General features: G+C 36.7%; 12 protein-coding genes. 9 read left to right on the forward strand and 3 right to left on the reverse strand.

The features are described 5' to 3' along the window. Positions 1-7: 7 nt before the first annotated feature. From V5N68_RS04030 to V5N68_RS04045, 4 genes are all read left to right on the forward strand, one after another. Positions 8-259 (forward strand): exodeoxyribonuclease VII small subunit, encoded by a 252-nt coding sequence (locus tag V5N68_RS04030; protein WP_332065900.1) that lies wholly within the window; start codon positions 8-10, stop codon positions 257-259. Positions 260-491: 232 nt separating this feature from the next. Beyond that, on the forward strand, positions 492-2,414 hold the full coding sequence (gene dxs / locus V5N68_RS04035) for a 1-deoxy-D-xylulose-5-phosphate synthase (RefSeq protein ID WP_332065901.1): 1,923 nt from the start codon (positions 492-494) through the stop codon (positions 2,412-2,414). A 2-nt stretch (positions 2,415-2,416) separates the two neighbouring features. Continuing rightward, entirely contained in the window at positions 2,417-3,163 is a 747-nt protein-coding gene (locus tag V5N68_RS04040) for a TlyA family RNA methyltransferase (protein WP_332065902.1), read from the forward strand. Next, positions 3,160-4,413 carry a class I SAM-dependent RNA methyltransferase gene (locus V5N68_RS04045; protein ID WP_332065903.1) on the forward strand — a complete coding sequence of 418 codons (1,254 nt, stop codon included), beginning with the start codon at positions 3,160-3,162 and terminating at the stop codon, positions 4,411-4,413. The genes V5N68_RS04040 and V5N68_RS04045 overlap by 4 nt, the downstream gene beginning before the upstream one ends. Positions 4,414-4,463: 50 nt before the next feature. Here the strand turns inward: V5N68_RS04045 and tldD are convergent, their stop codons facing one another. Further along, on the reverse strand, positions 4,464-5,882 hold the full coding sequence (tldD, locus tag V5N68_RS04050) for a metalloprotease TldD (RefSeq protein WP_332065904.1): 1,419 nt from the start codon (positions 5,880-5,882) through the stop codon (positions 4,464-4,466). A gap of 104 nt (positions 5,883-5,986) precedes the next feature. Further along, positions 5,987-6,577 carry an invasion associated locus B family protein gene (locus V5N68_RS04055; protein WP_442879688.1) on the reverse strand — a complete coding sequence of 197 codons (591 nt, stop codon included), beginning with the start codon at positions 6,575-6,577 and terminating at the stop codon, positions 5,987-5,989. A 270-nt stretch (positions 6,578-6,847) separates the two neighbouring features. Here V5N68_RS04055 and cyoE point away from each other — a divergent pair, with 270 nt between their 5' ends. From cyoE to rnhA, 4 genes are all read left to right on the forward strand, one after another. Further along, the gene (gene cyoE, locus V5N68_RS04060; RefSeq protein WP_332065906.1) at positions 6,848-7,765 is read left to right on the forward strand and encodes a heme o synthase; all 918 of its coding nucleotides are present in this window, start codon (positions 6,848-6,850) and stop codon (positions 7,763-7,765) included. Between the two features lie 193 nt (positions 7,766-7,958). Beyond that, positions 7,959-8,975 carry a 4-hydroxy-3-methylbut-2-enyl diphosphate reductase gene (gene ispH / locus V5N68_RS04065; RefSeq protein ID WP_332065907.1) on the forward strand — a complete coding sequence of 339 codons (1,017 nt, stop codon included), beginning with the start codon at positions 7,959-7,961 and terminating at the stop codon, positions 8,973-8,975. A gap of 38 nt (positions 8,976-9,013) precedes the next feature. After that, on the forward strand, positions 9,014-9,973 hold the full coding sequence (locus tag V5N68_RS04070; RefSeq protein WP_332065908.1) for a homoserine kinase: 960 nt from the start codon (positions 9,014-9,016) through the stop codon (positions 9,971-9,973). A gap of 5 nt (positions 9,974-9,978) precedes the next feature. Then, positions 9,979-10,446: a ribonuclease HI gene (gene rnhA / locus V5N68_RS04075; RefSeq protein ID WP_332065909.1), complete on the forward strand. Its 468-nt coding sequence runs from the start codon at positions 9,979-9,981 to the stop codon at positions 10,444-10,446. A 49-nt stretch (positions 10,447-10,495) separates the two neighbouring features. On the opposite strand, the gene V5N68_RS04080 is transcribed toward rnhA, so the two are convergent. Then, complete coding sequence (locus V5N68_RS04080) at positions 10,496-11,347, reverse strand: protein-disulfide reductase DsbD domain-containing protein (protein ID WP_332065910.1); 852 nt, start codon at positions 11,345-11,347, stop codon at positions 10,496-10,498. A gap of 67 nt (positions 11,348-11,414) precedes the next feature. Between V5N68_RS04080 and V5N68_RS04085 the strand changes: the two genes are divergently transcribed. Next, positions 11,415-11,999, forward strand: a complete 585-nt coding sequence (locus tag V5N68_RS04085; RefSeq protein ID WP_332065911.1) for a YqgE/AlgH family protein — start codon at positions 11,415-11,417, stop codon at positions 11,997-11,999. The last annotated feature ends 30 nt before the right edge of the window (positions 12,000-12,029 follow it).

Consider the following 12,029-nt stretch of genomic DNA (forward strand, 5'->3'; position numbering starts at 1 on the left):
GGATTACATGGCACAAGAAATAAAACAGCATGATGTAGAAGCATTAAGTTTTGAAGAAGCGCTTAAACAGCTTGAGTTAATTGTTGAAAATTTAGAACGTGGGGATGTTCTTTTAGAGAAGTCAATTGATCTTTATGAGCGTGGTGAAGCTCTTAAGAGGCATTGCGATAAACTTTTAAAAGCAGCTGAAATTAAAATTGAGAAAATCAAGATTTCAGAGAACGGTTCTCCAGAAGATTTAGAACCATTTGATTTTTAATAATAATAAATAATTTTAGATGTTTATTGCAAAATGAAAGGCAAAATATTTTGTTTAAATGCGTTGGTCTTTGTGGGTGTTTTTCATAAGATAAATTTAAAATGAGAAAATTGGTAGATAATCTTACAGAGATAAAGTATGACAATAGAAATGCACCACACTATGAACAAAAAAGTAAAAAGCATCTATATGCCTTTTGCTCTATTTTAAAGGGATAGTAAAGGAGCTTTTTTTGTCTCACACATTAACGCCACTACTTGACCGTATTTGTTTTCCTCAAGATTTGCGGATATTATCAGAAGCTGATTTAGTAAAGCTAGCTTATGAATTACGAGCTGAAACAATTGATGCAGTTTCTGTGACAGGCGGACATCTCGGTGCAGGGCTTGGTGTTATTGAATTAACAATTGCGCTGCATTATGTTTTCAATACGCCTGAAGATAGAATTATCTGGGATGTAGGGCATCAAGCTTATCCGCATAAAATTTTAACAGGTCGTAGAGATAGAATTCGTACATTGCGCCAAGAGGGCGGTTTATCAGGTTTCACAAAGCGTTCAGAAAGTGTGTATGATCCATTTGGAGCAGGGCACTCTTCCACTTCTATTTCCGCGGGTCTTGGTATGGCTGTGGTTAGTGCTTTGAAGGAAGAAAAAAAGCGAAACATCATTTCTGTCATTGGGGATGGTGCAATGTCTGCTGGTATGGCATATGAAGCGATGAATAATGCTGGTGCTTTGGACGCACGTTTGATAGTTATCCTTAATGACAATGACATGTCTATTGCACCTCCTACGGGTGCGATGAGCGCGCATTTGGCTCGATTGGTCTCCCATCCCTCTTATCGTAGTTTGCGTGAACGGGTAAAAATATTTAGCAAAAAGTTGCCAAAGTTTTTTTTAGATCAAGCGCATCGTTCAGAAGAGTTTGCAAGACTTTTTTTAATGGGAGGAACCTTGTTTGAAGAGCTTGGTTTTTACTATGTTGGACCTATAGATGGTCATAATTTAAATCATTTGCTGCCTGTTTTGAAGAATGTTCGTGAATACTCTAGCGGTCCTGTTTTAGTACATGTTGTCACCCATAAAGGGAAAGGATATGCACCTGCAGAAGAATCATCTGATAAATATCATGGTGTTAATTGTTTTGATGTTGTTACAGGAAAACAGGTTAAAGTAAAAAGTACAGTGCTTCCTTATACTAAAGTATTTTCTAACGCTTTAATAGAAGAGGCTAAGCTTGATGATAAAATTGTTGGTATAACTGCTGCAATGCCGACTGGGACAGGTCTGGATGCTTTTTCTAAACAATTTCCAAATAGGATGTTTGATGTTGGTATTGCTGAACAGCATGCTGTGACTTTTGCAGCAGGTATTGCCTGTGAAGGATATAAGCCTTTTGTTGCAATTTATTCTACTTTTTTGCAGCGTGCTTATGATCAGATTGTTCATGATGTATCGATTCAAAAATTACCGGTGCGTTTTGCGATTGATCGTGCAGGTTTTGTGGGTGCGGATGGTGCAACGCATGCTGGAAGCTTTGATATTGCTTTTTTGACAATTCTTCCTGATTTTGTGATTATGGCTCCTTCTGATGAGGTTGAGCTGATGCATATGGTGCGCACTGCAGCAGCTTATGATCAGGGCCCTATTTCTTTTCGTTATCCACGTGGTGAAGGTATCGGTATGGATTTACCACAGCGAGGTGAGTTGCTCGAAATTGGAAAAGGACGCATTTTGTGTGAGGGGAATAGGGTGGCTCTTGTTTGTTTTGGAACGCAATTATCTGAGGCGCTAATAGCAGCGAATAAATTGGAAGCAGAGGGAATATCTACAACTGTTGCTGATGCGCGGTTTGCAAAACCTTTAGACAAAGATTTAATGCGTCGTTTAGCGCGTGAGCATGAGTTACTAGTAACAATTGAAGAAGGATCAATGGGTGGGTTTGGAGCATATTTATTACAATTTTTGGCGCAAGAAGGACTTTTGGATCACGGTTTAAAAATCCGTACCTTAAAATTGCCTGATGAATATTTAACTCACGGTTCACCAAAGAAAGTTCTTTCGCGTATTGGGCTTGATAATATTGGTATTTTCAATATTGTTTTTACTGCTTTAGGATGTAAAGTACGGACAATACGTAAAGTTCGAGTATAAAGATGGTGGTTAAAAAAAGGCTTGATGTTTTTTTAGTCGAAAAAAAGTTTTTTACTACCCGTTCACGTGCACGTGATGCCATTATGCGTCAGACTGTAAAGGTTGATGGAGAAGTTATTTTAAAAGCTGGGCAAATTATTTCTGATAATGTAGAGATTGTCGTTTGTGATCCGGCACAAAGTTATGTTTCACGTGCAGCATTAAAGTTGATTAGTGCGTTGGATGCGTTTCCAGTTGTGACAAATAAAGTAACTGCTATTGATATTGGCGCATCGACGGGTGGTTTTACGCAAGTTCTCCTAGAACGTGGAGCTGCTCATGTTATCGCTGTTGATGTTGGTCATAATCAATTTGATACACATTTATCTTGTAACACTGCTATAACTTTATTAGAAGGTTTAAATGCTAGAGACTTAAAACAGGAACATTTAGGTGGTCGAGAAGTTGATCTTATAGTATCGGATGTTAGTTTTATCTCTCTTAAACTTGCATTGCCATCCTCTTTGGCTTTATCTAAAAAAGGAGCACAAGCTGTTTTATTGGTAAAGCCACAATTTGAGATTGGTCGAGAAGGTCTTGGTAAGGGGGGGGTCATAAGAAATTTATCAACAACACAAAAAATAGCTGAAGAACTGTTCGATTGGTTGAATACTCAAGTAGGCTGGGTTTCAAAAGGTTTGATTCCTTCACCTATTGTAGGAAGAGATGGCAATTTTGAATATTTATTATTCGGAGAAAAAGAAGGGTGAATAACAGGGTAATAATTGATCATATTGGAATAAATGGTTATGGTATTTCCACTGTATCGCAGTCCTTTGTTTATGTCCCTTTTACTTTACCAGAAGAAGTTGCTACAATCACACTTCATGGGAAATATGGGAAGCTTATTGCTTTAGAAAAGAGTTCACCAGAACGCATTAGTGCTGTTTGTCAGCATTTTGAGAGCTGTGGAGGATGTCTTCTTCAACATTGGCATGCTGATTCATACCGTTCTTGGAAACGGCAGTTAGTTGTTGATGCACTTAAAAATTGTGGAATTGATATTTTAGTTTCACCTTTGATTGAATGTGGATATCATAGTCGTCGACGTATCACTTTAACAGTGGATATAACTAAGAAAGGCCATGTCATTGGTTTTAATCGTTATCTATCTCATGATGTTATAGCGCTTAAGGAGTGTCCGGTTACGCGTTTAGAAATTATATCTAGACTTAATGATATTAGGGTACTTTGTTCTTTTATAAGCAATAATGCTAAGCGGTTTCGTGTGACGATAACATCTGTCGAAAATGGTTTAGATGTTGCTTTTAATGGGTGTACTGTGCAGGACGAATATATTCGTCAGAAGATGATTGATACAGCTCTTCAATGTAAAATTACGCGCTTGTCCATTGGAGGTGAAGTTTTAGTCGAACAGGAAAAGCCGTTGATTTATTTTGGGGATGTTTGTGTTGAATTTCCTACAGGTGGATTTCTTCAGGCAACCTCTGAAGCAGAAAATATTATGGGCAATATTATTTTGACTCATTTAAAAGGAGCAAAGAACGCTGTTGATTTGTTTTCAGGAGTGGGGACATTCGTGTTACGTATGGCAAAACAGGTGAATGTTCATGCAGTAGAAAATAATACAACAGCATTAGAAAACTTGAGTCGGGCAGCACGTTTTTCTACAGGTTTAAAAACAGTTACATGGGAAAAACGTGATCTCTTTCGTTGTCCACTTTCTGCAAAGGAGTTAGAATTTTTTGATATTGTTGTTTTTGATCCTCCACGTGCTGGTGCAAAAGAACAAATGGGTGAATTAGCGAAGGCGAAAATTCCACGTGTGATAGCTATTTCTTGCAATCCTGTTACATTTTCTCGTGATTTGTCTATTCTTATTGCAGGTGGTTATATACTAGAGAAAGTTATACCAATTGATCAATTTTTATGGTCTCCGCACGTTGAAATTATTGCTATTTTAAGCAAGAAAAAAGTGAAGACAGGTTGGAGGCTTTAGTTTATAGGAAATGACATAAATCATTTATAATAAAATAAGTCCAATTATTTTTATGACAATGCTGTTCCACCAATTGTCATACTATTAATTCGCAAGTGAGGTTGTCCAACTCCAACGGGGACATTTTGTCCAGCTTTTCCGCATGTCCCTACACCGTTATCAAGTTTGCTATCATTTCCGATCATTGTAATACGTTTCATTGCTTCTGGCCCGTTTCCAATGAGAGTTGCACCTTTAATTGGTGCTACAACTTTTCCATTTTCAATTCGGTATGCTTCAGTACATTCAAATACAAATTTTCCTGAAGTGATATCAACTTGACCTCCACCAAATGAAACAGCATAGATACCGCTTTTTAATGATGAAATAATTTCCTCAGGCGTTTTATCTCCCCCCAACATTATTGTGTTGGTCATTCGCGGCATTGGTGCATGCGCATAAGATTCCCGACGTCCATTCCCCGTTGGATTTACGCCCATAAGTCGAGCATTTAGTCTATCTTGCATAAAACCAACAAGTTTTCCATTTTCAATAAGGACATTACATTTTGATGGAGTACCTTCATCATCGATGGTGAGTGAGCCACGGGATTGAGGAATTGTGCCATCATCAATGACTGTAACACCTTGCGCGGCAATTTGTGTACCTAAAAGTCCAGAGAAAGCAGATGTTTTTTTGCGGTTAAAGTCACCCTCTAAGCCGTGACCTACGGCTTCATGCAGCATAACGCCTGGCCATCCATTGGCTAAAACAACATCAAATGTTCCTGCTGGTGCTGCTTCTGCTTCCAAATTTATTAAAGCCATACGCAGAGCCTCATCGGCGGCTTTTTTCCAGTTTTCTTCGTTAATGAATTGGCTAAATGTTTGCCGTCCACCACATCCATAAAAGCCATTTTCACGTCGATCACCTTTGGCAACAACCACAGACAGAGCAAGTTTTACAAGAGGACGAATATCGCGAGCAAAGTGTCCATCAGCACGTAAAATTTCAACATGTTGTAATGAACCAGAGAGTGAAATCGTAACTTGATGTAATTTGTCGCTTTTATTTCGTAAATAAGTATCAATTTTTTGTAAAAGTATACTCTTTTCTTCGAATGACGGACTAATAAGGGGATTATGAGATTGATAAAGCGCTTTGTTTGTTTTAGGAGGCGCTGCACTATAAGATCCTACGTGATTATTATATGCAATAGTTTTAGCTGCTTCGCTGGAGCGTTGAAGTGCAGCAATTGATAATTCACTAGAGTGCGCATATCCTGTTGCTTCTCCAGAAACAACACGTAAACCAAATCCCATATCTTGTTGAAATGAACCATTTTTAAGTTGTCCATTATCAAATAAAAGCGTTTCGCTTTCTGTATACTCAAGATAAAGCTCACCATCATCAGCGTGATGGAGCGATTCTTGTACAAGTGATTGCACTTTAAATGGGGCAATATCAAAATGATCAATTAGGGATTTCATAGTAGCTATCCTATTTCATTGGGGATCTGAGAAATTTCTATTGTCTTGTTTGAGAGTTTGTAAACAATCTATAAGATTTTTTGATCGGTTGAGTTATTTAAATTTTACCACGTCGGTAAGGTTGCATAGGCATCTTTAAGGCCATTGAGATCAACGAGGCCTCCAATACCTTGTTCAGGGGTTGTAAAAATAAAATAGGTTGCTGCTTTACCTTCTAAAAAGAGTCGTAATGTATCTCCTTTAAGAAGGGATTCTGCAACACAAGTATCACCAAGACAACGGCGATATTCTATTTTTCCTATATCCTTATCGTCGATTTTAATACCAACACCTGATCTTAATTCAACTCGAATCGGAGCGAAAACACGCATTAAGGCTCCCTGATTTTTGGGAAGTTTATAAAACGTAACGCGGAGAACAATATCATGATGATTTTTTGTGTGCACATTTTGTACAACTTCACATTGTATATTAGGTGTACCAGGTGGGAGAGAACAGACTTTTGTCCATGCACCATAGGATTGTGGGGCAGGGATATTTTGTTCATTGGGTGTTTGTGCAAAAGCATAAACAATGAAGATGTTATAAAATATGTGAATAGAAAGACCAACAAGGAAAGTTTTTTTTAGAAATTTATAAAGTACCACAGAAAAGTCCCTATCCGAATCAATACTGTATTTTTGATAGATTTGCATAAAGAAAAAGTTTTAGAATGAAACTGTAGCATAAAATCATTATCTACCCAAATATATTAATTCATATGCGACAATAAATTGAAAGAAATAATATTTTGTAGGAGATAAAGCTTTTAGCGTTATTATTGTGATGATGCATTTAAAATGATGGTGTGTAAAACAGGTAATCAATATGCATTAAAAGTTTTTAAAATTGGTAGGTACTTTTGTTGTTTCCATATGCTAGATAATATTTTAGATTGAGAGAGATACAAAAGGTTTTAGAGCGGAATGTCTAATTCAGAAAAACTATCATCTGCAAGTGGTAAATCAATTCTGCCCAAATCGGGAGTTTATGATTATATTACGTTGTTGAAGCCACGGGTTATGTCACTGGTTGTATTTACAGCTTTGGTTGGGCTTGTTGTGTCACCTCATTCTATGAGCCCATTATACAGTTTTTTAGCAATCTTATGTATTGCCGTAGGTGGTGGTGGTGCTGGAGCACTCAATATGTGGTATGATGCTGATATTGATGCAGTCATGGAGCGTACTAAAAACCGTCCTATTCCTACCGGTAAAATTAGCTCTAAGAAGGCGTTTGTTTTTGGTATGGTTCTTTCTATGCTTTCTGTATTGATTATGGGAAGTTTTATTAATTGGTTTGCAGCATTTCTCCTTGCCTTCACAATTTTCTTTTATATTGTTATTTATACAATTTGGCTAAAGCGTATGACGCCGCAAAATATTGTTATTGGTGGTGCTGCTGGAGCTTTTCCGCCTATGGTTGGTTGTGCTGCTGCTACAGGTACAGTTAGTATAGATAGTTTTTTATTATTTCTCATTATTTTTATGTGGACTCCCCCGCATTTTTGGGCGCTTTCCCTATTTTCATCTCTTGATTATGAGGTAGCAGGCATTCCTATGATGCCTAATGTAAGAGGTGAGCGCTCAACAAAAAAACAAATTTTAATTTACTCTATTATTATGGCGATCTGTGCTTTTGGACCTTGTATTACGGGTTTTGCTGGGATTTTCTATGGTATTTTTTCAACAATTTTAAGCACTATCTTTGTTTATTTTTCTTATTGTTTATGGAAAACAGATACACGAGACTCTACCATTTTTATGGCAAAGAAAACGTTTTTCTTTTCACTATGTTATTTAGCTTCTATATTTGGAATCTTGTTAATTGAATCCCTTTTTTAGTATTTTGTGTAAGATATTGGAAATTAATAATAAATTTTTAATAATTGGCTTACAAAAAATACTATACGATGAAGTTATTTAGTATAAAATTCTATGAAAGAGGAAAATGTTACTTGTATGTTTTCTCTTTATCTTCCGTTGTATTGTAGTTGTTTAAATATGTTGTCAAATAGATATTAAGGATGGTTTATATATGTCTATACTACCCTCTTTGACAATACGTCTTTGTGGCCCGCGTGGATTTTGTGCAGGAGTTGATCGTGCTATTCAGATTGTTCTTCTTGCATTAAAAAAATATGGTGCTCCAGTGTATGTGCGTCATGAAATTGTGCATAATCGTTATGTGGTTGAAGGGTTGCGACAACGGGGAGCTGTTTTTGTAGAAGAGCTTGATGAAATTCCAGAAGAACATCGAAGTCAGCCTGTTGTATTTTCTGCTCACGGCGTGCCAAAATCTGTGTCAGAAAAGGCAAAATCCTATAATATGTTTTATCTTGATGCAACATGTCCTTTAGTTTCTAAAGTTCATAAGCAAGCTATACGACACCAGCGTCATGGTCGTCATGTTATTTTGATTGGTCATGCTGGCCATCCTGAGGTAATAGGTACAATGGGGCAACTCGCAAAAGGAGCTGTTACGTTAATTGAAACTGTAGAAGATGCTTGGCATTATCAGCCAGGTACTCCAAATCAATTGGGGTTTGTAACGCAAACAACACTTTCTGTTGAAGATACAGCAGGGATTCTTGATGTTTTACAAAAACGCTTTCCTGCGTTGCAAGCACCGGCAGCAGAATCAATTTGTTATGCCACTACAAATCGCCAAAATGCTGTTAAAGCAGCGGCACGGGGGAGTGATTTATTTTTAATTGTTGGTGCACCAAACTCCTCTAATTCACAACGTTTAGTAGAGGTTGCTGAAAGATTTGGTGCGCGGCAGCCTATTCTAGTTCAACGCGCTGATGAAATTGATTTTGATCGTTTGGGTCCCCTTTCTGTCGTAGGCCTTTCAGCAGGGGCTTCTGCTCCTGAAGTTATTGTTGAAGAAATTATCTCGGCTTTTCGTGAGCGTTACGATGTTACAATAGAATTGGCTGAAACAGTTTTAGAAATGGAAACATTTTTAGTCAATCGTGAATTACGTGATGTTGTTTTAACTCCTCAAGATATGGCTTTTGTTAATGGTTTATCTGAGACAAAAAAAGACTAAAACTAGGATATATGGTTGCCTACAACGAAAGAAAAATAATGGCAGTTTATACAGATATTCATCCGAATGATTTGAAGAAATTTTTGACACGTTATTCAATTGGTTCACTTTTATCTTATCAAGGTATAGAGGACGGTATAGAAAATTCTAATTTTATTCTGCATACAACAAAGGGAAAGTTCATTTTAACGCTTTATGAAAAGCGTATTTCAAAAGATGACTTGCCTTTTTTTTGTAGTCTTATGCAGTATTTGAATCAGCGTGAAATTCCATGTCCTCAACCAGTAATTCAAAATGATGGAGCGATGATCGGTGAATTGGCAGGGCGTCCTGCTGCTATTATTACCTTTTTGGAAGGGGTTTGGATGCGTCAACCCAATGTGTATCATTGTTGCGAAGTAGGGAGTAATTTAGCGAGATTGCATTTAGCAGGGCAGAATTTTCCACTTAGCCGTAGAAATACTCTTTCTCTCGTAGATTGGAAACTATTGTGGAAACGTTGCCAAATGGTGGAAGATAAATTGCTTGAAAAGTTTAGAAAAAAAATTAATGCAGAGTTAGATTTTTTAGAAAAAAATTGGCCATCAAATTTACCAACAGGTATCATTCACGCTGATTTATTTAATGATAATGTATTTTTTTTAAACCATCGTCTTTCTGGGATGATAGATTTTTACTTTGCTTGTAATGATTTTTTTGCTTATGATTTAGCGATCTGTTTGAATGCGTGGTGCTTTGAGCATGATCATTCTTATAATCTTACAAAAGCACGTAAATTGTTAGAAAATTATCAAAGAATAAGACCATTGGCGCTTCTAGAATTGGATTCAATGATTCTATTGGCGCGTGGCGCTGCTTTGCGCTTTTTACTGACACGCCTTTATGATTGGTTCAATACACCATCTGATAGCTTTGTGGTTAAGAAAGATCCGTGGGAATATTGGCACAAGCTTTATTTTTTTAGTAATATAAGTCTGCTGAATGAAATAGGTTTTTGAATTATATGTTTAAGCAACAGAAAGTTGTTGAAGTTTATACAGATGGTGCTTGCTCAGGTAATCCTGGAGTTGGAGGGTGGGGAGCAATTTTGCGCTGGAATGGTCATGAACGTGAACTTTATGGTGGAAAAGCGTATACGACTAATAATCAAATGGAACTGATGGCAGCAATTTTTGCATTGAAGGCACTTAAAGAATCTTGTTCGGTTGATCTTTATACGGATTCAGTTTATGTGCGCAACGGTATATCTGTGTGGCTCGAAGGTTGGAAAAAAAATAATTGGCGCACTGCATCAAAAAAACCTGTTAAAAATATGGAAGTATGGCAAGACCTTGAAAAGGCTTGTTCTTGTCACACTATCAGATGGCACTGGGTAAAAGGGCATGCTGGCCATCCTGATAATGAACGTGCAGATGCACTTGCACGCAAAGCAATTGCTGAATACCGTGAAAATGGATACTTTTCAGCATAGTTTTTTCTTAAAAATTTTTCTTGTTTATCATGGGCTGGTAGTTTTTTGGTTATTGATGAAGGACGAATGTTCCATTGAAAGCATTATCTTTAAAAGTAACAGTATAAAAAATAATTTTCTTTTTTTCATCTGGTATGAAATAGATGGGAGCGTTAAAAAGTGTATATTCTACATTCTCATTTATTTTTTTCGCGGGCCCAATTTGCATTTCTCCTCCATCTAAAAAAAGAGATGTAGGAATAGCTTTATTATTTTTTATTTTTATAAAAAGCATGTTGGCATCTTTTTTAGCACTTATCTGAAATTCATAATTTGTAGTATGGGGGAGAGAAGCTTGAGCGTTTTTTAATAAGGATATTGGAAGATGCTTATTTTGAAGAGCCGGTGGTGAAAAATCGAAGTTAACCGAAAATGGAATACAAATTTTATTACATAATCCAATGGTTAAGGAGCCACTTAAATTTTTTCTTGAATCGAAGAGAGTAAAAGGTAGCACTACTTTGTTTTTATACCCTAATGTCCAGTCATTTTCTGTTTCATAAAGCTGTGGTACGGGATAAAAGATTTCATAAGAAATTTGCTGATTGAATTCAAAAAAAGGTGCCATACCTGAACTTCCTGGATTTCGCCAATAGGTTTTCCATTCTGGTTTAAGTACAACTTCAATAATACCATCTCTTACTTCAGAAAAAGATGGGTTGGTGATAGCTAATCTGATACGACCTCCGTCTGATTCATACCAAGGTGTTGCGACAAGGTATGATTTTGGATTTGCTTGAGAACTCATTGAGAAATTAAGCAATCCTAAAAATACAAATGTTATACTTAAGGGGGCTGAAATTTTTTTATAAAAAAAATTTGAAATCCTTTGTGAATTTATAAAGATTTGAGTTTTTTTCATTTGAGCTTTATTTTCTTTTTGTACTAATTGAATTTGTAATATGTAAATTGTGGAGAAGAACAGAGTAATGAATCAGTGTGACGGCTTTTTAGGTGGACAATTACTCATAGCAATGCCTGGAATAAATGATAAGTGTTTTAGCCGTTCTGTTATTTATGTTTGTGCACATTCTGATGCTGGTGCTATGGGCATTATCCTCAATAGATTGCATCATATTGATTTTCCAGAACTTTTGCTTCATATTGGGGTCATAAATAGTAGCAAAAAGAAATTTCTTTCTGAGCCAATAAAAAAGTTTCCTGTACGCTATGGTGGCCCTGTTGAACCTGCACGTGGTTTTGTTCTCCATTCAGACGACTACACCTGCGAAGAAACTATTTCTATCGCAGATAAGATTTGCTTCACTGCAACTATTGATATATTAAAAGCAATCAGTTGTAAACAAGGTCCTCAACATGCATTGATAGCACTCGGTTATGCTGGATGGAAAGCAGGACAGCTTGAAGCTGAAATATCTGCCAACAGCTGGTTGATTAGTCACACATCGTCTAATTTTCTCTTTGAAAGCAATTTAGATCGTAAATACGAAGAAAGCCTCATGCGTATGGGGATTAATCCAGCTTATCTTGTTTCGGAAATGGGACATGCATGAGATATTGTCTTTCAAATCTTTTCTGCAATT

The organism is Bartonella eidoli (assembly GCF_036576145.1).
GTDB lineage: Bacteria > Pseudomonadota > Alphaproteobacteria > Rhizobiales > Rhizobiaceae > Bartonella.

What these genes read in the sequence shown, in the direction of transcription:
- V5N68_RS04030 (WP_332065900.1), top strand. Translation starts at nt 8, where the DNA reads ATGGCACAAGAAATAAAACAGCATGATGTAGAAGCATTAAGTTTTGAA.
- V5N68_RS04040 (WP_332065902.1), top strand. Translation starts at nt 2,417, where the DNA reads ATGGTGGTTAAAAAAAGGCTTGATGTTTTTTTAGTCGAAAAAAAGTTT.
- tldD (WP_332065904.1), bottom strand. Translation starts at nt 5,882, where the DNA reads ATGAAATCCCTAATTGATCATTTTGATATTGCCCCATTTAAAGTGCAA.
- V5N68_RS04055 (WP_442879688.1), bottom strand. Translation starts at nt 6,577, where the DNA reads ATGCAAATCTATCAAAAATACAGTATTGATTCGGATAGGGACTTTTCT.
- cyoE (WP_332065906.1), top strand. Translation starts at nt 6,848, where the DNA reads ATGTCTAATTCAGAAAAACTATCATCTGCAAGTGGTAAATCAATTCTG.
- ispH (WP_332065907.1), top strand. Translation starts at nt 7,959, where the DNA reads ATGTCTATACTACCCTCTTTGACAATACGTCTTTGTGGCCCGCGTGGA.
- V5N68_RS04070 (WP_332065908.1), top strand. Translation starts at nt 9,014, where the DNA reads ATGGCAGTTTATACAGATATTCATCCGAATGATTTGAAGAAATTTTTG.
- rnhA (WP_332065909.1), top strand. Translation starts at nt 9,979, where the DNA reads ATGTTTAAGCAACAGAAAGTTGTTGAAGTTTATACAGATGGTGCTTGC.
- V5N68_RS04080 (WP_332065910.1), bottom strand. Translation starts at nt 11,347, where the DNA reads ATGAAAAAAACTCAAATCTTTATAAATTCACAAAGGATTTCAAATTTT.
- V5N68_RS04085 (WP_332065911.1), top strand. Translation starts at nt 11,415, where the DNA reads ATGAATCAGTGTGACGGCTTTTTAGGTGGACAATTACTCATAGCAATG.